This window comes from Paenibacillus sp. RC67 (genome assembly GCF_030020805.1).
In the GTDB taxonomy this organism is placed as follows: Bacteria; Bacillota; Bacilli; order Paenibacillales; family NBRC-103111; genus Paenibacillus_S.
Map to the genome: position 1 here is coordinate 4,664,020 of NZ_CP125098.1, position 20,844 is coordinate 4,684,863.

Consider the following 20,844-nt stretch of genomic DNA (forward strand, 5'->3'; position numbering starts at 1 on the left):
CCGATTACCTCCCCATTCCAATTAGCAGATGGATAATACCGATTACGAAAGCAGCTACGGTACCAAACACAATAACGGAACCGGCAAGCTTAAACATATTCGCTCCTACACCAAGGACGATGCCTTCGCTTTTATGCTCCAACGCTGCGGAACACATTGAGTTAGCGAACCCCGTAACCGGAACGGCTGAGCCTGCTCCAGCCCACTGGGCGATTTTGTCATATACACCGAAGCAAGTCAGTACGACAGAAATGAAAATCAGGACGGCAACCGTCGGATTGCCCGCTGTCTTTTCTGTAAAACCAAAAACCCGTATGAAAAGCTCCATTAATGCTTGACCAATGATACAAATCAGCCCTCCGACTAAAAAAGCTCTAAAGCAGTTTTTTGCTACCGGTCTGGGCGGTTCTTTGCTTTTGGCCAGCTCTTGATATTCTTCCTGAGTCCAAGTCATCTTTTGCTTTGCTTTTGTAGCCATAGTCCCACGTCCTTTCTCACCCTTACGATGATTGTCTCAACACCGAAAATTATCGTTTTAACACAGGGATCAAATCAATGATTTCCTTACGAAGGAGGGTCACGCACTGCTCGTACATAGCTTTGGCTTCACTGTTTTGAGTCGATAAGCCGTACAACGTTAAATCAGCTTCGCATTTTTTCAAATTGGCCAGCAAAAGCAGCTTTTCATTGTTGGCTGGAACTTGAAGCATATCGTCGTACAAATCAACATACAGCGCTCCGTAAGAATCTACTTGCCCTAGAAATACATTGTCTTTGGTAACGCCTATTTTCTCCAATTCGGTCCGCAGCCATGCACGGCTAAATCCGGCAGTAGCTAACGGCTCGTCCATAATATTCCCGTCTATAATAACGGTTTGAGGTTCTTTTTCCGGTCCGACCTTAATGCCCAACTGTTTAGGCGTGAGCGGCTGATTTTCTTTTTTAAGAAGCACGTTCAATTCACCGCTTGCTTCCAAAACGGCAAACTCCACGTCCGCTACTTTAAATACGCTTTTCTTACGAAGCTGCTCTAAGAGCTCATCTGCTGTATATCGTTCCTTCTTTAGGTTTTTTCCCATAACTTTCCCGTCTTTGATCATCACTGTTCCATTGCCTTCAAACCATTTACGCAGCGTAACACTCTTCAAGGTGACTAATTCTATAGTCAGTGGCACCAGAAACCAGACAAGCAAAGCAGTGATACCATGCGAATAATGATTTTCCAAATCCGTAGATATAAATCCGGCCAGCTCGCCTAGTGTGATACCGGTTATATATTCGAAGAAGGTAAGCTGCGATATTTGTTTTTTTCCCAACAAACGTGTAATGACGAACAGCATGGCAATTGCGCCAAGCGACCTTAATGCGATATGTAGCCATTCCATCTCCATAGTCTCCTTTTCATACGAGTTACTTTACTAATCAATTATTTGTCAAAAGACAGATCGTTATAAAATGTTCGCGGCCTTAGTTTTTTCCATTTTAATTCCCATATTATACCAGTCATCAGATGTTTTTATCCTGCACACATTAGTAGAGGACTTGAAGAGGAGGTGAGACAAATGACTGTAGCATCTAGCGTAAAAACGACGCTCGCATCTTTAAAAAGCGCGCAAGCAAGCTTGGAAACTTTCGCATTGAGCACTCAAAACCAAGAAGCAAAAACCATGTTCGAGCAAGCCGCAAAAACAACCCAATCCGTTGTCGACCAAGTTAGCGGCCGCATTCAACAATTGGAAAACGAAGAACCTCAATATAAAGGTTTCTAATTTTGCCCCAGCATAATAAAACAGCCTTCTTTTCCCCAACAAGGGCTAAGAGGCTGTTTTATTATTCCCGTAAAAGGTCATTGTCATAAAAAAACAACGTACAAAATCAACAACAGTATGAAGAGCACGAGGATGACAACCAATGAAGTATATTTATCCATCAAACTTTTCGGCTCCAATCTTGAAGCAATTGAATACATTGATGCATATTATCGTATGCTAGGCGAATTGTATTCGAATGTGTATATGCCTATACCAAAAAAAATGTTATAATAAGTTCATTGTTCACGTTAACATAAACTTATTTTGCGGGAGGCATTTCATTTATGACCATTCAAAGCAAGGAACAGCTTATTTCCTTTGTAAAGGAAACCGTTCAAAACACACAAGTAACCGACATACATACTCATTTATTCGCAGAATCTTTCGGGGATTTACTCTTATGGGGTGTCGATGAACTACTTACTTATCATTATTTAATCGCTGAAACCTTCCGTTTCCGTTCCGATTTGTCATATGAAGCATTCTGGAATATGAGTAAGCAGGAGCAGGCCGATTTGATTTGGCAAACGCTGTTCATCGAACATTCTCCATATAGTGAAGCATGCCGCGGAGTTGTAACCGTACTGAACCGTCTTGGCTTTGACCTGAAATCCCGCGATTTGAATGCTTACCGTGAATATTTCAGCAGCGTCAGCTCCGCAGACTACATCAACCGTATTCTGGAGCTTGCCAAAGTAAAAACCGTTGTAATGACCAATGATCCTTTCGATGCATACGAGCGCAGCAAATGGGACGCTAATGTCGCTCAGGACCCTCGTTTCCTCGCAGCACTGAGAATTGATCCTCTGCTTAATCTTTGGGATACAAGCTGGACGAAGCTGGCTGAGCAGGGCTATGACGTCAAACAAGACTTATCCGGAAACACAATGGAAGAAATTCGTCGCTTCCTGAATGATTGGATCTCTCGTATGAATCCATTATATATGGCCGTTTCTTTGCCTAACGACTTCGCTTATCCTGAGAACTCCGTTCGCGGACGTATTATCGATGAATGTATCGTACCTGTTGCTCGTGAAGCAGGCATTCCATTTGCGATGATGATCGGCGTAAAACGTAAAGTGAATCCTTCCTTGAAAGACGCAGGAGATAGCCTTGGCAAAAGCGACATTGGTGCTGTTGAGCGCATCGTAAGCAAGTATCAGGATGTTAAATTCCTCGTGACTATGCTTTCCCGTGAGAACCAACACGAGCTTGCAGTTACAGCTCGAAAAAACCGCAACCTGCTGATTTTTGGCTGTTGGTGGTTCCTGAACAACCCAAGCTTAATCGAGGAAATTACTCGTATGCGCTTTGAGCTTCTGGGTGGAAGCATCATTCCACAGCACTCGGACTGCCGTATTCTTGATCAGCTGCTGTATAAATGGGATCATTCCCGTGAAATTATTGCTAAAGTTCTTTGCGACAAATACAGCGATTTGCTTGCTTCCGGATGGCGCTTGGAGGAAGAAGAAATCCGCCGTGATGTTGAAGATCTTCTAGGCGGCACGTTCTGGAAGTTTCTTGGCAAGCCCGACCCAGCATTAAACCGTTAATAATAAAAGGCGTCCCTGGATAAAACAGGGGCGCCTTCTTTTGTAGTAACAGATAGATGAGTTCTTAATATAAATGAACGTACTCGGGCTGATGCTCCGGCTGATTGGTCAAGCTAGAGCCGTCTTCAAGGCGAATCCATGTCTCGAATTCACTCTTGCCTTGGTGTAATCTGATAATTCTCGCTCCGTGTGCAAATCCTTCTCGACCGTATGTATTATAGCCTGTAGCGCGGCCATAGCATAATCGAATGCCATGCTTGGCCCCCCAATAATCGTTGAGATGATCGTGACCTGCAAACGTCCCCATTACATCTCCCATTTCAACCATTGCAGAGAACAAACCGGTGTTGATACGCGGGCAGCATACCCTCTCATTTTTGCTGCCGTAACAAACCTCTTGCTGCCATACCTCATTATATTCCGGTAAAGGTATATGCAAGAAGGCCAAGGAGGGCAGCGGAATGCCATTGTTGGACTGCGTTCTCTCTCTCGACATTGTTTCGTACCATGCCACCTGATCTCTACCGACCCAGCCGTACCCCTTTACATGAGAGTGTGGGGATACACTGCCAGAATCAAAAAAATACAACGATGCTGCCACGTTGCCGTTCACATCACCTACGGAAAGCACATAATTGCCCACGCCTCCGATATCCTCCGGCCCTGCCTCGGCCAAAGCAAATTCGTACTGTGTGGCCGCTCCCATAAGCTGCTCTCGAGTCAGTTTGGCTTCTGTGTCGTGATTACCGAATACGAGTGCCCAAGGAGTTTGGGTGTTCTCGACGACGGACACAGCGTTATGAAACCTCTGAAGAGGTTCGTCGCAATGCTTGTCCTCAATTACGTCTCCCGTGAATACAACAAGATCAGGACGTTCCGTTTCCAGAATCATTTGCATTAAGGAAAGCGTACGGTCATCAGCTTCTCCTCCGGATTTCATGTGAACATCCGTAAATTGAACGATCGTGAAAGTGCCGTCTTGGCGAAACGAAAGTGATTGTTTCATATCCATCTTCTCCTTTTGCTAATTGGACTAATGATACTAGAACCATGCTGTTCTTTGGATGTTTGTTTCATTGTATTGCGGCTCTGCCAAGCTGTCAATTTCATCCTTTCTCTTTGCTGTGCAAATTAAAAAGGAAGCAGAGCTCTACGGCCCAGCTTCCTCTCTATATCTCAAATTTTATTGTTGCTGTAAAGCGTTCTTTGCCGCAGCTTCATCGACCTGCAGCTTGCCGCCGTTGTTCAAAGTGAGTATCCGTTCGATAATCGTAACGGCTTGCGCCCGATTCGTGGATTGCTCTGGAGCCAACTGTCCATTATCCAAGCCTTGCAAAATTCCTTTTTGAACTGCTGTCTGCATTGCAAAGGAATCCGTCACGACCGTATTAGGCTTCTGCAAATCCTTATTCGTTGCGCGTACAACAATAGCTGCTATCTCCGCTCTCGTAATAGGATCATTCCATGTCTGAGCAACATGCTCTTGTCCGTAGTAACCTGCTTTGCTTAAAGCATCCGTATACGGGTTGTACCAAGCCTCACCTGACGCCGAAGATGCTGCAGGAAGCTGCATGGCAGCTGCTGTCATCTTAGCGAACTCGGCACGAGTAATCGTGCCGTTCGGCAAGAATGTGCCGTCGGGATATCCGTCGGCATAGCCCTTTTCCAATGCGGAGGCAATGGCTGCCTCCGCCCAGTGACCGGCCGTATCGCTCAAGGAGCGAACGAAGCCGGTCACCACCTCGGGCACGGTACGGTTCAAATACGTACCGTCGCCCAATTGGCCGGACATGTTGCCTCCCCATGTCCACAGCTTTCCTTCCGCTGTCATCGCAGCGGAATGGGTGCTTCCTGCGGCGATGAAGGCTGCGCCTGCAACGCCTTGGGCTTGAACCGGACGCTGCCGATTCGTCTTAGTACCGTCGCCCAGCTGGCCAAAGTTATTAAGGCCCCAAGTCCATACACTGCCGTCCGACCGAACAGCAAGGGTGTGGAATGCTCCGCCTGCGATGGCAGTTACTTTCGACATTCCGCTTACCTGAACAGGCAGCAGCCGGTTCGTGCTGGTGTTATCGCCCAATTGCCCAAATCCATTGTAGCCCCATGTCCATACGGTGCCATCCGATTTCAAAGCAATGGAATGACTCTTCCCGGCAGCAATGGCTTGCACTCCGTCCAAGCCTACGATTTGTTGTACGGTGCGCTTTAACAGTGTGGTGTTATCTCCAAGTTGTCCATTGCTGTTGTCTCCCCATGCCCATACGGTACCATCGTCGGCTAAAGCCAAACCATGATTGAATCCGGCAGCGATCGCTTTAATGCGCATTAAGCCAGGAATTTGTACCGGCTCCGAATGAGTGGTCATAGAGCCGTCACCTTGTTGACCAAATGTATTGTCTCCGACAGCCCAGACCGTACCATCTTTTCTTAAAGCTATTGTAAATGCATTTCCAGCCGCAATGTCCGTAATGTCCTTCCACTGCCCTGTAGCCGATGGGGAGTTACGCCCGATAGAAGCTGTGTCTGCCAGTTGACTGCTCAGATTTAAGCCCCAGCTCCATACTGTCCCATCTGTTCTAAGTGCGGCAGCATGACCAGAACCGCTGGCAAGAGCAGTGATCTGCGTGAGACCGAGAACTTCATCCGGTTTATTCTTACCGATGTTTTGCCCTTGTCCCAATTGACCATACAGGTTTTCTCCCCAAGACCACAGTTTGCTGTTTTTCCACACCATTGTAAAGGAGTCTCCTGCTGCTAGAACTCTAGAAACTTGGGTGTTGTTGTAACTGTATTGGCCTTCCATCGATGCATCCGGAGGCTTAACCAGCAAGGAAAATCGGGGAACTAACGTCGGTAATATGCGATTTGTGGTCGCACCGTCACCAAGCTGGCCAAGCGCACTGTTCCCCCAGGACCAGACCGTTCCGTCCGATTTTACGGCAAAGGAATGAAAATGTCCCGATCCGATCAACACTACATCCTTTAAATTATCAATATACAAATTAATGACACTATCTTTGTAATCGCCTGAACCGAGCTGACCGTAATTATTCAATCCCCAAGCGCTAACCTTACCGTCCTTATGAAGGACTACCGCATGAGAATTTCCTGCAGCAATTCCAACTGCATCTGTAATACCTATTACTTCGGAGGCAAATGGCCGATCTGTTGTATTGCCATTTCCAAGCTGACCCGACGAGTTGTAGCCCCAAGTCCATACTTTACCGTCTTCCTTCAACACCATAGAAAAGTTGCTGCCTGCGGCGATGGCCTTGGTATCGTAAGTATAATTGACTCTTGTTGGACGGCTCGTCTTAGTCTCCGTGACAGAGTCACCGGCTTGACCATATGTGTTATCGCCCCAAGCAACGACCGTTTTGTCAGTAAGTAGAGCCAGCATGTGGTTACCGCCAGCTGCGATTGCGATTACATTGGTAGGATAGGATACTTGATTAGGAGAAAGCCTATTATCGTTAGTCCCGTCCCCCAACTGTCCCTTCTCGTTATCGCCCCAAGTGACAATGGTTCCGTCCTTCTTAAGTGCAATTGAGGAATTATTGCCCGCCGAAATAGCAACAACATCCCGTAAATCCGGAATTTCAAACGGGATAGGACGATCTTCTTTCGTTCCATCACCCAGTTGACCTTTATTGTTTTGTCCCCAGGCCCAAACCGTTCCATCCTTCCGCAGAGCCAATGTGTGATTCATTCCTGCGGCAATGGCTTTAATTTCGAAAAGCTCTTTCACTTGGTTAGGAGCATAACGGAAAACGTTAGGTCCCGTTCCCAACTTTCCATGAAGGCTATCGCCCCATGTCCAAACCGTTCCATCGCTTTTGAGGGCGACGGTATGTCCCAAGCCAGCCGTTATTTGTACAAGTCCCAATGACGGAATAGCAGTTTGGGTAGAAGCTTTGACTGTATCTGTTCCGGTGGGAGCCGCTCCCCCGTTTTCGGGGGAGTCCTCTGCACGCACCATACCGGCACCGAACAAGCTTTGGAGTACCATTGCTATTACTACTAAGTAAGCAAACCCGTGACTCCATTTATTTTTCCGAAGGTTTCGAACCATTTTTCACTCTCTCCTCCATTGTATTGAATCTTATCTAGACCCTGCATTATAAAAGGTTAGTATTGTCGGCAGGCAGGGCTGGAGGGGATTTACGCTTAAATTTACTCCGTAAGAAATCCATCATGCCGTCCATCATAGTGTAGACAACAGGAACAAGAAGCAAGGTTACCATGGTGGACAACGTCAAACCGAAAGCAACTACAGTCGCCATGGAAGCTTGAGCTTCCGCCCCTTCACCGAAGCCTATTACAAGAGGTAGCATCGCAAGAACAGTAGTACCTGTCGTCATCAAAATAGGCCTTAGTCGAATTCTGCCTGCTTCGATAAGAGCATCGAAGAGCGTATAACCTCGTTTTCTCAGCTGATTCGTATAATCGACGAGAACAATCGCGTTATTTACGACAATCCCCATCAGCATAATCATCCCCATAACCGAGTTCATATTAATGGTTCTGTTGGTTAAGTACAATCCGAGAATGGCTCCGATAAATGTCGGAGGCAGCGAGAACATAATAATAAAGGGTCCGTACAGTGATTCAAACTGGCTCGCCATAACCATGTAAACCAGGACGACAGAAAGACCAAGCATTAAATACAAGCTACTGAATGTGCTGTTGGCTTCACTCTTCGATGTCAGACTGATCGAATAACCGTCTGGAGGCTGTATTGTATCCAACCGCTCCTGGACAACCTTCTCCACATCTCCAATGGCAGCTCCGGATACGGAAGCTTGAACCGTAGTTAACCGTTGCTGGTTAATGTGACGAATTTGCGCAGGACTTGAGCCTGGAGTTACTTTTGCAATAGCACTCAATGGAATTTGTGCACCGGAAGAGGTGTTCAATACCACTTGATTCAAGTTTTCCAGGTTATTGGTAAATTCCGTCGGATATTTAACAAGTACCGAAATTTGCGCATCCCCTGTCTTGAAGTTCGTTGCAACCGAACCTTGGTAAGCGGTTCTGACTGCTGTCATAACCTCACGAACGGAAATACCGTAGTAGGCCGCAGCATCGCGGTCAATCGTCATATCGTACGCTGGGATACTGCGCTCCAATGTATTTTGTACGCTCCGCAAAGTCGGGATATTACGCAGTTCCTCTGCTACCATATCGCCAAGCTTGCTAAGAACCGCCATATCCGGTCCATTTAGATTCACCGTAATATCCGCGCCGCCTCCTCCGCCTAAGCCTGGAAGACGAACAGAAGAACGGCTGTTAACCGAAATTTGTGCCCCAGGGTTGCCTTGGGTCATGTTACGAATCTGTTCAACAATTTGCTCGGTTTTCAGCTTACGTTCCGCTAGAGGTTTAAGTGTAACGCTGATGTTGGCCGAGTTGGTTGAAGAGCTTTGGAAAGCGCCGCCTCCTGCACTACCAACAGTAGTGAAGATTGTATCGATATCCTCGATGTTTTTGATTTGGTCTTCGATTTTCGTTGTGAGTGCGTTTGTTATTTCAAACTTCGTTCCTTGCCCTAAACTAATATTGATGTTCAGCTGTCCTTCATCGGATTTTGGCATCATCTCCGAACCGACGAATTTGGCTAAATACACGCTGCCTCCAAGCATTCCGACAGTAACCAGAATAATTACCCAACGGTTCCGAAGAGACCAGCGCAGCATGCCTAAGTAGCCTCCCGTAAAACGGTTCATGCCGCGCCCGAACCAGACTGCCGGGTTGTAAGAACGCCCTTCCGGTAAAGATTCGTCATGATGCTTGGTCAAAATTTTAGCCGCAAGCATCGGTACTAGGGTAATGGCTGCGAACAAAGCTGCAATATGCGAAAAGCTGACTGTAAGCGCCATCGGGACGAAGAAGTTTTTGATCATTCCGTTGATGAATACCGTTGGTGCAAATACAGCGATCTGTGCCAATGCGGATGCCAATACGGCTGTCCCCACCTCGGCCGTCCCTTGCTTGGCCGCTTCCGTTGGCGACAGTCCTTCTTCTTTCTTCCTGTAAATACTCTCGAGTACAACGACGGCAAAGTCCACAAGGGAACCTAAACCGAGCGCCAGACCTCCAAGTGTAATCGTATTGATCGTCTGATGCGAGAAATACATCATACTGAACGTACTGATAACCGAAATTGGAATGACGACTCCGATAATCAAAGTTGCTCGAATACTGTTCAGGAACAGCATCAAAATGATGATGGAAAACACGGCTCCAAGAAGTGTATGCTCAATAACTGTGTTGATCGAGCTTTTAATAAATTTGGATGAGTCGTTAAGAATAGCAAGCTTGACACCTTCCGGAAGCTTACTCTGAATATCGGTCATAGCAGCTCGTATATTGTCTGCAACTTTAACCGTATTACCATCAGATTGCTTCAGTACGGATAAACCAACGCTCTGCTCCCCGTTTCGACGGGAATCATAGGTAACATCTTGATAGGTATCAATAATTTTACCCAGCTCACCCAGTTCGAGCGATTGCCCTCTGGACAGCTGAACTCTTACCTTTTCGATTTCAGAAGTGGACTTGAACTCACCGCTAATTCTTAAAGGAACCAGTTGATCTCCTTTATAGACGAGACCCGCATCCATCGACTGATTATCGTTACCAAGTGCTTGAGTAACCTGGTTGAACGTAATGCCATATTGCGTCAGTTTATTCTGATCTACCAATAATTGAATTTGACGGACGCGACCTCCGCTCACTCCAACCGATGCAACCCCTTCGACGCGCTGCACAGCCGGGCTGACGATGTTATCGGCTAAATCCCGTAATGTTATCAGATCGACAGCATTTCCATATAACGAGAGACTCAGAATAGGGGAGCTGTTCGGGTCCGCTTTGGATACAACTGGTGCGTCCGCATCTGTCGGAAGTTGTCTCCTAACTCGGTCCAAACGATCCCTCATGGCTAATGTCGCTTCGCTAATATCCGTACCGAAATTAAACTGTATGGTAACGTTACTGCTTCCGGTTCGCGAGTTCGAGGTGACTGACTGCACATTGGCAATTGTAGCCATCGAGGCCTCTACCCGCTTCGTCACTTGATTTTCCACTTGTCCTGGAGAGGCTCCAGGCCAGCTAACCGACACGGTTGCAGTTGGAATTTCCATATTAGGATACAAATCTACAGGCAGAAGCGGTGCCGCGATGGATCCCAATATCGTTAATGCGATCATAATCATCAGTATCGTTACAGGACGATTAACTGAAAAATTAGCTAAATTCACTGACCGCCACCTGCTCCCGTTTGACCGGCGGCACCGCCATTCGAATTAGCGGGACGATTCGTTTGGGGCGTTACCTTAGGCTGCTCCCCTTGTTCCTTTGGTTTCTCACCCTGCGCTTTATCAGCTTGAGGCTTTTCTCCCTGCTTTTTCTCTTCTTGCTTCTTATCTGCTGCGGTTTTATCAGCTTGTTCTGGCTTGTCACCTTGCGCAGCTTTACCGTTTTGCTGACCTTGTTGACCTTGGCCTTGCTGACCTTGAGCTCTTTGACTGTTTTGTTGACCTTGGCCTTGACCTTGTTGACCTTGGCTTTGACCTTGTTGGCCTTGACCTTGGCCTTGAGGCCTTTGGCCATTTTGCTGACCTTGCTGGCCCTGTTGGCCTTGCTTTTGCTGACCTTCCTGACCTGGTTGTACGATCTGGACACTTGCTTTATCAGACAATAGCTCCTGACCTTTAACTACAAGCTCGTCGCCCTCGCTCAATCCGCTCGTAACCTCGAATTCAGAGCTGGTCATCGTACCAATCTTTACGGTTACTTTTTTGGCTTTGCCGTCTTTAACGACAAACGCTGCGGTTCCGTTCGGCTGGCTAAGAATGGCGTCTGCCGGTACCATAATGGCTTGACGGCCCTCACTCTTCATACTTGAGGTCGCGAACATACCAGGAAGCACTTCGCCTTTAGGGTCATCAATTTTAATATCTACTCCATACGCTTTGGTTACGGCATCCAATGTCGGACGAATAGCGGCCACAGTGCCTTCAAACGTTTTGTTTAGCGTAGGCACATTGACCTTCATTTCCATCCCTTTTTTAATCTTCCCGATACTGGATTCCGGAATATTGACAGTAGCTTGAGTCGGATTCAAAGCCGCTACGGAAATGATATTTCCGTTATTGCCCGCATTTTGTCCAACCGGAGTATTGATTGCGGTTACAACACCGTCAACCGGTGATAATAACACTCCATCCTGAAGCTGCTCATTAAGTATTTTCAAGTTGGATTGAGCCTGATCAAATTGAGCCGCGCTTACAGTAACCGCATCCGTAGATTTAGCCGTTTGAAGAGCTTGCTCCGACTGTGCAACCTGAGCCTTAGATACGTTCAAGCTTAAGTCTTGAGTCGATTGAGCGTTCGCCAATGAAAGTTGATCCTTCTGCACCGTTTGCTGGTTCGTATCCAAAATGACAGACAACGTGTTTTGAGCATTGGCAAGCGAGATCGTATCGCGGTTCAGCTGCTCCTGTGCAACCTGCACCGATTGAGAGTTTTGAGCCGCTGCCAAATCCCCCTGCGCTTTAAGCAAAGCTGAGTTTGCTGAAGTTAGAGCACTCGGCGTCGTTTGCTGCGCCTGATCCAAGTCAAGCTGCGCCTGTTGAACTTTTTGCAACGCACTGTCAACATCTGTCTTTTTCGAAGCGGAAGTCTCTTTCACATTCTTATAATTGATAATGGCCTGCTGAAGCTTCAATTGAAGCGTATCTAATGAATTATTGGAATTCACTTGAGACGTCTGGATACTGTCCTGCTGCGCGTTCAACGTATTTTGGGCATTGACCAAGTTCGTGTTATATGTAGTAATGGCATTGTTTAAGCTTTGCTGTGAAATCGCCACCTGCTGCTTTGCGGTTGCAATGGCATTTTGTTGATCATTCAAAGCTTTATTATAATTTCCTTGCGATATAGCTACCTGCTGCTTGGCTGTAGCCACGGCATTCTGTTGATCGACTATCGCCTTCTCCAGGTTTGCTTTTTGAACAGACAGCTGTTTCTCAGCCGTTGCTTCACTGTTCGCTTGATCATTGGTGGATCTTTGAAGCTGTGCTGCGCTTACAGCAAGCGCGCTTTGAGACTGAGCAATTTGCTGCTCCAGCTGTGTCGTATCGATCTTAGCCAACGGATCGCCTACTTTAACACGATCACCCGGCTTGACCATAATATCGGTAACACGACCGGTAACGCGAGAAGAAACGTTAGTTGTATACTGCGGAGTTATCGATCCTGTATAGACTTGCCCGCCTCCCACATCGGATTTCTTGACGACAAGTGTTTCTACTGGAAACTGTCTAGCGGCGCCGCCTCCTCCGCCTCTTTGTCCTGCCGGAGCTCCTGTCTGTGCTGTCTTCGGAGTTCCCCAGCTTGTGAATGTTGCACCGACAACAGCAATAATAGCAATTACTGCGATAGTGGCAACTATCCACTTTTTGGATACATTCTGGATCCACCTGATCATTCCCATACCTCCATGTATTCATGCCCGTCTTCCTCAATAAGGAGTTGCTCCCAAAACGAGGGTTTCCCTTGCTGCCAAGGTCAACGAAACGAGGTGCTCAATATAAAACGCACCAACTATCACAAACTTAGCGTACATTCATGATGAAACTATGATATAAATGTGAAAAAAGTGTAAAAAAAAGGACACTTTTGACACTTTTTCAATTGAAAAAATGTAAGCATCCTGCGTATTTCTAATGTCGATATTGATTATACCCAAAAAAAAGAACCCCTTTCGGGGTCCTTTTAGCGGTGAATTGATTGTTTGAATGTTGCCTCGATCCTTCCAAAAGCTAGTGATAACCTTGTTCACTTTATTGCAGTACGTGTACTACACTAACGTGTCTTTGGCACATCCCTCCGCTTCTATCTGGAGTCTATCACAATATTCCCGCCATGTTTCGCTGAATCGTTCAACGGAACCACGCCTCTCTTTTCACCGCTAAACCTATTATGACCAAGACGGTTTAGGTTTATTCACTTCGATTATTTTTCTTTAATAATGACTTTGGTTCCTAATGGGATATGCCTATATAACCATTCGATATCCCGGTTATGCATCCGAACACAACCCGATGAAGCGTAGCTTCCAATGGAATAAGGCCGATTCGTACCATGAATGCCATACGTATACCCTCCAGTGCCGGGAACACTAATACCGAGCCACCTTGAGCCAAGCGGATTTTTCGGATGACCTCCGGCAATTTGCTTGCGCACGTAGTACGGCTTTACGATTTTAGTTACAATATGGAATTCTCCTACCGGAGTCAATTCCTTCCTCCGCCCTGTTGCTACGGGGAAGTAATAGTGGGCACGGCCATTCACATAAACAATCAGTGTATTGCTTCGTTTATTGATTTCTATATAGACCCCCTCTTCTTGAAGTGCCTCCAACGGCATGGCGGATGGTGCCGCCACGGTCACATTTTGCTTCACCCACCCCTGAAAGCAGAGGAACAAACAAATCGTTACTACTACCGGTATCTTAATAAGCCTCAATGTGACCTCATCCTTTGCCTATTATGCACGGTTATTGTTCTCTACTGCCTCAGTTTTATGTATAACAAAATCAAAAGGAGCAGGCTCGCAAGCCTCTCCTCAACGTGTTTCTTCTATTTAACAGCGCCAGCCGTAATTCCGCCGGATATTTGCTTTTGAAATATAACGTAGAACAATAAGACTGGCACCATCGAAATGAGCAGCGCGGCAAATAATGGCCCCCATTCCGTTCGATACTGCATTTCACCTTGCATAATAGCAATGCCTACGGGCAGTGTATATTTAGCTGGATCGTTAATGAAAACCGTACCCATAATATATTCATTCCAAATATTCAATACGTTCATGATACTTACCGAAATAATACCCGGTCTGGCTAGAGGAAGCATAATTTGGAAAAAAGTCCGATAATGGCTAGCTCCATCAATAGAAGCGGCCTCCTCCATTTCTTTAGGAAGCGACTTGAAAAATCCAACCAATACGAATACTCCAAACGGTAGTGCCCCCATCCCATAGACGATGCTTAACCCGAACAAATTATTGATTAAATGCAGATCATTCAATAGAAAGAACAGCGGGATCAATCCTAAAATCATGGGAATCATCATCGATGCCATATAAGTCGTATACAGCAGCCCGCTCCCTTTAAACGAGAATCGCGCAATGACATATGCCGTCGTTGCTGCTAACAATGCAGCCAAGACGGTACTTAGAATCGTAACCATTAGGGAATTAAGGAAATACCCTCCAATATGGTATTTATCCCAGACATAGGAAAAGTTCGACCACACCAGTGGAAGCTTGGGCAAATCCCATGGTTTCCCTTGCATAAATTGGGCGTTGTCTTTTATAGCTCCTAATACAGTCCAGACGAGCGGGTACAAAACACATACAGTCCATATCACCAATATGATTTTCATGCATAAGCTTAGAAACGGATTTTTAATCCCAGTTTGCATATCTCATTCCTCCCATTCTAGGTGATCTCGATGACATCGCGCTTCATTAATCGTTGTAAGGCTACAGTCGTAATGAGCGAGAGCACCAGAATGAGAACGCCTATAGCTGCTGCGTAACCCATATGATATTGTTTGAAACCCATCTGATACAAATATGAGCCCATTACCTGTGTGGCGTTATCAGGACCGCCTTCCGTCATAATGGTGACGATAATGAAGGAGCCGTTCAAGGTCGTCATAACAATCGATAAAATAGACACTTTTAACTGCTCCCATATAAGAGGAAGCGTCACATGCCAGAATTGCTCCCATTGTGAGGCGCCGTCTATACTAGCTGCTTCGTACATTGTATCGGATATACTCAAAATAGCGGCTATAAGAAGGATCATATAAAACCCGATTCCTGCCCAAACAGTTGGAGGAAGTAAAGACCACATGGCATAATTTTCATCTCCGAGCCAAGGGATTTTCACAGGTTCATCAGTGAACAACGATAAGAATGAATTCAAGAAGCCAAGATTCGGGTTATATACGTATCGCCACAGGACACCAATAACAACAACGGAAATGACATTCGGGAAGAAGAAAACGACGCGGAAAAATGCTGCCCTTCTAATATGAAAGCGGGTTAATGCTACAGCAAATAAAGTCGCCAGCAGCATAATGCCGATAACTTTCCAAAATACAAGAAAATAATCGTTGTAAATCGCAGTGCGAATGATGGGATCGGCAATTAAGTCACGGAAATTTTGCAAACCTATAAAATCCATATGCTCTGAGCTTCCAGACCAATCGTATAAACTAATGTAAATCCCCTTAAGAATCGGATATACCGTAAAGGTACAAAACAGTACAAAGGTGGGAACTATAAAGGATGCAATAAACAAAACTTTTTTGGCTTTGGCGCTCATGATCGTTTACCAGCCTTTTCTTGATTATTGTTTGGCAAGGCAGCAAGGGGCCTGAAGCCCCTCGCTTTCTCCAGTACCGTTCGATCACCGACTACTTACTTCCGCGCGCTTTCTCAGCTGCTTTCTCCAAACGATCCGCCCACTCAGCAGGTGTGATTTTACTCGTTGTCAGCGCTACGATTGCATCGTTCCGAGCTTTCTCCACATCAGCCGGCAGCACAACTTCAGGAGCTACAACCGTATTAGGGGAATTATAATATTTCATTGCTGATTTAACGACGTTGCTCGCTTTAGAGGAATCAAGATCAGCCTTCACATTCATCAGAGCTCCTGTCAATTCCGCCCACCTTACAGCGTGCTGCTTTGTGAACAAGAATTGGATGAAAGCTTTGGCAGCATCCGGATTTTTAGCTTTCTTAGCTACGGCAATTGTGCTTGTGTAAGGGATTGCAATGTATTTGCCACCTTTGTCTTGAGAAATGGATGGAATGAATCCAAAATCAAAGCCTTGCGGAATATCTTTCTTCATCTCATTTTCAAGCCATAATCCGTTTGGAATAAAGGCGGCTTTATGCTGAAGCCATAATGCTTGTGAATCTGTATGATTGAGAGAAACAGAGCCTGGGTCGATAAAGCCTTTATCACGCAGCTGAACGATTTTGTCCAATGCTTTCATAACCGGCTCGCTCTTGAAAATGCCTGGCTCAAGAGAAGCGACTTTTTTCAAAATCGAAGCATCGTCCTTATTAGCCGATACAGTAGCCGAATCCAGCAAACCGCCTGCAATATAGTAAGGATAGACTCCGGTGTGGATGTAAGGGGTCATCCCGGAAGCTTTGATCTTATCTGCTACGGCCAGGAAACTTGGAAAATCCTTCGGCTCTTCCCACCCATTCTTCGTAAACAGCGCCTTGTCGTAAAAGGTACCCCATGATCCGAATACAAGAGGAAGGGTGTGGTTTTTACCAGGCTCATATTCCTCGGGCTTTGAAATCAGTAGATCAGATACCTTTTCTCCTTCCACATTTTTCAGATCTTTCAGCCAATCCGTAATGTCCATTAATTGGTCGTCTTTCACCATTTGCCTTGCATTCGCACCTGCCCCATCTATATAGACAAAGTCAGGGGGATTGCCTTGAATCCAGCGCGGTTTCATTTGATCGTTGATTTTTGCTCCTGCAGATTCTTTAATGTTCAGATCAGGGTATTTCTTTTTGAATTCGGCAATCATCTCTTTCCACCACGCATCACCGTAGCCGCCGACAAAATACTGTATTTCAAAATCCCCCGTCAGCTTCTTGTCTGTAGACGCCGTTGCAGTACCGCTTGGTGCAGTTACCGTTGGCTTCGTATCCGTGCTTGGTTTCGTTTCACCGCCTGTAGGTTTTGCAGCAGGTGTTCCACATCCGGCCGCAGACAGGACAAACGTACTGACTAATGCCAGGTTTAACCATTTAATCTTTTTCATCATCATACTTCTCTCCCTTTGCATTCTTAGAATGGAGCCAATGAAACTTTCATCGGACAAGCAAAAAAGGGCATAGTTAGGAGAAGCTTTATAGCTTCCCATAACTAATGCCCTCAAAAGGTAACACGTTATGTGATGAAAGTGTTCAATTGTCGTCTATACTATAGCATCATAAATTACATAGAGTCAACATTTTGTTTAAAATTTGTTTAATATCCATTTTGTGGTTAATCCATTTAATTGTAATCGCTTCCAAAGTAATATTATTATACTTTGTATCCTTTTTTAGGTAAAGGCCTTATTTAAATTTGCATCTTAATGCAAATTAATTTCAGAAGACAGGAGCTGCTGTCTGTATTTATTCGGCGACATATTCATCGCCATCTTAAATGTGCGATAAAAAGTTGGCAGCGATTCATAACCTACTTCAAAGCATATCGATACAATATCCTTTTCTGATTCCGCTAGCAATTTCTTGGCCAGCCCTATGCGGACCTCCGTCAAGTACTGCATAGGAGTCATCTGATATTCTTTTTTAAAGATTTTGTTCATTTGCCGAATGCTAATACTTAGTTTCCCGCTCAGCTCTTCTGAAGTTACCGCCTCATAGTAATGTAAATCAATGTAATTCCGAATTCGCTCTGCTCTTAAACCATTTGCGTCCTGGATCGGCTTCGATTCCTTAGCTCTAACCAACAAAAGATAGATATCCTGAATTAAGTTGTGCATGGCCCACGCACTTAATGGGTCAGATTGCTTCTGTTCAAAAAGCAGCTTTCTTAACATTAAACGCAGCTCACTGGCCTGAAAAGCATTTAGTTTTAAAAGCTCCGACCGATTGAATAGGTACGGCATCCAATCCGGATGAAACACCGACTTCTCGGATAGATCGTCAAAAGCAAGGACCAAGAGCGTCAAATGAGAATCTGAAGAAACTGCATGCTTGGAAAACGGATAAATGAATGCGGCATTATCCTGCTCAAAAGAATGCTGCTGCCCGTCGATCCATATGCTTCCTTCGCCTTCAATTGCATATAATATTTGCACATTGGCATGGTGATGAATCTTGACTTCATAGCTTTCCTGGTGTTTACTTTCATACAAATGAATACCAATCATAGTCAAGCCCGCCTTGTGAGCGTATTCAAACGATTGTCTTGGACCGTTCGTTACCCTATTTTACCGTTTTTACCTTTTGCCAACAACCTGTAGTTTTGAATTACCTTTCTCTTAAAATGAGCACAAAAAAACTCAGATGTTTATCTGAGTTTTTTGCTGCCCTACACTCATTACTTAATTCTTCTCAATAGAGGCCGCTTGTCCTTTTTACCGAACAAACCAAATAGCCACTCTCTCTTCACCGGAGTCTGCTGCTTCTCGCAAAGCTTTTCACTGCGCTCTCCCGTTTGTTTACTATCGTCAGGCCAATAATAATGACATACAAAATCCGTATCCATCGATGAGGGCACCGCCTTCGAAAGGAAAATTAGATTCCACATAGCACTTGCGAACGAAAGGGAATACGGTAACAACAGACTTGCCTTACAGTGAGACGGATGAGAAGACATCGACTAGACGTGCTTTAAAAATCTCTCTTTGGTTAACGCAAGGGCATCATCCCCCGCCATATCCCAAATCGTTTGATTGAAGATCTCAACTTCTATTGGACCGTTATAGCCAGCCGCCTCAACCGCGCTGCGCATGCTGCGTAAATCAATGACTCCGTCTCCCATCATCCCGCGCCCCATTAATAAATCAGGAGTAGGCACAATCCAATCAGAGACATGAAATCCTAATATGCGACCGCTTGCTCTTGAAATTTGTGCGTATAATTCTGGATCCCACCATACATGAAAAGCATCGACAATAACTCCGCATTGCTCTGGACTGTATTGCTCTGCTATCGCGTTAGCTTGTGCCAACGTATTGATGACGGATCGTTCTGCCGCGTACATCGGATGCAAAGGCTCGATGCCAAGCTTAATTCCGCAAGATTGAGCATAAGGCATCAATTGAGCAATGCCCTCCTCGACCATTTGGCGCGCAGCGGCAATATCCTTATCTGGAGCGGGACCGCATACCAACACGAGCACTTGCGCACCTAGCTCAGCCGCCTCTTCCACAGCCCTGCGATTATCATCGATACGAGCTTGACGTTCCGCAGCGGTCGCCGCTGGGAACATCCCTCCACGACAAAGACTGGATACGCGCAAGCCAGCATTTTGGACGAGCCTTTTACTCTCAGCCAAGCCGGTCTCTTTCACTTTATGGCGCCAAAGTGCGATCCAAGGCACCTCTGCACGAACGCAGCCTTCCACAACCTCAGGCAAGCTTAGGCGATCTGCTGTTATTTGATTAAAGCTTAAACGATCAATATTTTGTAAAGCTTCCATGGTTAACCTCCTAAGAGTTTTTACGAAAGTAAAAACTGACTTCGTAAGCTTTAAATTCCAGCTAAAGTCAATACGTTGCGCATCCGTTGAGCAGCTAAATCCGGGTCTACTAAAAGGCCAGCTTTATCCGCCAAGACAAATAGCTCAGATAAATGAACAACCGATCTGGCGCCTTCTGCTCCACCGATCATTCGGAAATGATTTTGACGGCCGTTCAAATACGCCATAAAAACAATTCCGGTTTTGTACGCATAGGTCGGCTTTTGGAAAATATGTCTCGACAATGCTACTGTAGGCTCCAGCAGCGCATTATAGCGCGCCTCATCTCCAGCATCGAGCGCATGGATCGCAGCCGCGGCAGCAGGCGCAATCGCGTCGAATATTCCAAGCAGAGCATGGCTGTAGCCTTGCTCATCACCACGAATCAATGTGGGATAATTAAAGTCATCCCCTGTATACATTTTCACTTGTTCTGGGAGAAGACGGCGCATCCGAATTTCTTTCTCGTCATCAAGCAATGAAATTTTGATGCCATCTACTTTATCCGTATGAGAGCGAATAACATTGAGGCACACTTCCATTGCTGCGTCCAAATCCCTTTCTCCCCAATAACCGGCCAAGGCAGGATCAAACATATCACCCAACCAATGTAATATGACAGGTTGCGAGACTTGGCTCAGAATACGGCCGTATACCCTCTCGTAATCCTCCGGACCTTTGGCGCACGCTGCTAAAGCGCGACTCGCCATCAGGATAACCTGTCCACCTAGTCCTTCTACGAATGCCACTTGTTCCTCATAAGCCTGCTCCACCTGCTCGAGCGTTACATGCGGCCCTGGAACCAAATGATCGGTCCCAGCTCCGCAGGCAATACGTCCTTGAACAGCTTTAGCTTCCGCAACCGAACGACTGATAAGCTCCTTCGCCCGATTCCAATCCAGGCCCATACCTCTTTGTGCCGTATCCATCGCTTCGGCAACAGAGAGTCCTAAGGACCACAGATGACGACGGTAGGCCAAGGTTGCGTCCCAATCGATCTGGGCATTATTCAATGGATCCGCATCGGCAAACGGATCGCATACTACATGAGCCGCCGAAAAAGCAATTCGGCTTTGTAATGGCCCTTTTGGCAATTCAATCGGTGCCGAATGACCTGGTGTATAAGAATAAAGCGAGCCCCCTGCACGGGGCAGCTGCAATTCACGACTCATCTCAG

Annotated in this window: 16 protein-coding genes; 2 read left to right on the forward strand and 14 right to left on the reverse strand. The window is 46.0% G+C overall.

What is annotated here, in order from left to right; translation table 11 throughout:
• Positions 1-4 precede the first annotated feature (4 nt).
• The gene (spoVAC, locus tag QMA13_RS21420; protein WP_282935764.1) at positions 5-478 is read right to left on the reverse strand and encodes a stage V sporulation protein AC; all 474 of its coding nucleotides are present in this window, start codon (positions 476-478) and stop codon (positions 5-7) included.
• A gap of 49 nt (positions 479-527) precedes the next feature.
• On the reverse strand, positions 528-1,385 hold the full coding sequence (locus QMA13_RS21425) for a DUF421 domain-containing protein (protein ID WP_481858003.1): 858 nt from the start codon (positions 1,383-1,385) through the stop codon (positions 528-530).
• Between the two features lie 177 nt (positions 1,386-1,562).
• On the opposite strand from QMA13_RS21425, the gene QMA13_RS21430 reads away from it, so the two are divergent.
• Both QMA13_RS21430 and QMA13_RS21435 read left to right on the forward strand, forming a co-directional pair.
• Complete coding sequence (locus QMA13_RS21430) at positions 1,563-1,769, forward strand: DUF1657 domain-containing protein (protein ID WP_282935766.1); 207 nt, start codon at positions 1,563-1,565, stop codon at positions 1,767-1,769.
• A gap of 326 nt (positions 1,770-2,095) precedes the next feature.
• Positions 2,096-3,364: a glucuronate isomerase gene (locus QMA13_RS21435; RefSeq protein WP_282935767.1), complete on the forward strand. Its 1,269-nt coding sequence runs from the start codon at positions 2,096-2,098 to the stop codon at positions 3,362-3,364.
• Between the two features lie 64 nt (positions 3,365-3,428).
• On the opposite strand, the gene QMA13_RS21440 is transcribed toward QMA13_RS21435, so the two are convergent.
• The 12 genes from QMA13_RS21440 to QMA13_RS21495 all read right to left on the reverse strand — a co-directional run bounded on the left by QMA13_RS21440 (position 3,429) and on the right by QMA13_RS21495 (position 20,839).
• Positions 3,429-4,370 (reverse strand): metallophosphoesterase family protein, encoded by a 942-nt coding sequence (locus QMA13_RS21440; RefSeq protein ID WP_282935768.1) that lies wholly within the window; start codon positions 4,368-4,370, stop codon positions 3,429-3,431.
• A 177-nt stretch (positions 4,371-4,547) separates the two neighbouring features.
• Positions 4,548-7,436 carry an RCC1 domain-containing protein gene (locus tag QMA13_RS21445; RefSeq protein WP_282935769.1) on the reverse strand — a complete coding sequence of 963 codons (2,889 nt, stop codon included), beginning with the start codon at positions 7,434-7,436 and terminating at the stop codon, positions 4,548-4,550.
• 46 nt (positions 7,437-7,482) lie between these two features.
• Entirely contained in the window at positions 7,483-10,626 is a 3,144-nt protein-coding gene (locus tag QMA13_RS21450; RefSeq protein WP_282935770.1) for an efflux RND transporter permease subunit, read from the reverse strand.
• Entirely contained in the window at positions 10,623-12,857 is a 2,235-nt protein-coding gene (locus QMA13_RS21455; RefSeq protein ID WP_282935771.1) for an efflux RND transporter periplasmic adaptor subunit, read from the reverse strand. The genes QMA13_RS21450 and QMA13_RS21455 overlap by 4 nt, the downstream gene beginning before the upstream one ends.
• Before the next feature lie 527 nt (positions 12,858-13,384).
• Positions 13,385-13,897, reverse strand: a complete 513-nt coding sequence (locus tag QMA13_RS21460) for a L,D-transpeptidase (protein ID WP_282935772.1) — start codon at positions 13,895-13,897, stop codon at positions 13,385-13,387.
• Positions 13,898-14,010: 113 nt separating this feature from the next.
• On the reverse strand, positions 14,011-14,856 hold the full coding sequence (locus tag QMA13_RS21465) for a carbohydrate ABC transporter permease (RefSeq protein WP_282935773.1): 846 nt from the start codon (positions 14,854-14,856) through the stop codon (positions 14,011-14,013).
• Between the two features lie 17 nt (positions 14,857-14,873).
• Entirely contained in the window at positions 14,874-15,767 is an 894-nt protein-coding gene (locus QMA13_RS21470) for a carbohydrate ABC transporter permease (protein WP_282935774.1), read from the reverse strand.
• Positions 15,768-15,858: 91 nt separating this feature from the next.
• Positions 15,859-17,241 carry an extracellular solute-binding protein gene (locus QMA13_RS21475; protein ID WP_282935775.1) on the reverse strand — a complete coding sequence of 461 codons (1,383 nt, stop codon included), beginning with the start codon at positions 17,239-17,241 and terminating at the stop codon, positions 15,859-15,861.
• Between the two features lie 309 nt (positions 17,242-17,550).
• Positions 17,551-18,354: a helix-turn-helix transcriptional regulator gene (locus tag QMA13_RS21480; protein WP_282935776.1), complete on the reverse strand. Its 804-nt coding sequence runs from the start codon at positions 18,352-18,354 to the stop codon at positions 17,551-17,553.
• Between the two features lie 170 nt (positions 18,355-18,524).
• Positions 18,525-18,692 (reverse strand): hypothetical protein, encoded by a 168-nt coding sequence (locus QMA13_RS21485; protein WP_282935777.1) that lies wholly within the window; start codon positions 18,690-18,692, stop codon positions 18,525-18,527.
• 114 nt (positions 18,693-18,806) lie between these two features.
• The gene (locus QMA13_RS21490) at positions 18,807-19,628 is read right to left on the reverse strand and encodes a sugar phosphate isomerase/epimerase family protein (protein WP_282935778.1); all 822 of its coding nucleotides are present in this window, start codon (positions 19,626-19,628) and stop codon (positions 18,807-18,809) included.
• Between the two features lie 50 nt (positions 19,629-19,678).
• Positions 19,679-20,839, reverse strand: coding sequence for a dihydrodipicolinate synthase family protein (locus QMA13_RS21495; RefSeq protein ID WP_282935779.1), 1,161 nt, complete (start codon positions 20,837-20,839; stop codon positions 19,679-19,681).
• Positions 20,840-20,844 lie beyond the last annotated feature (5 nt).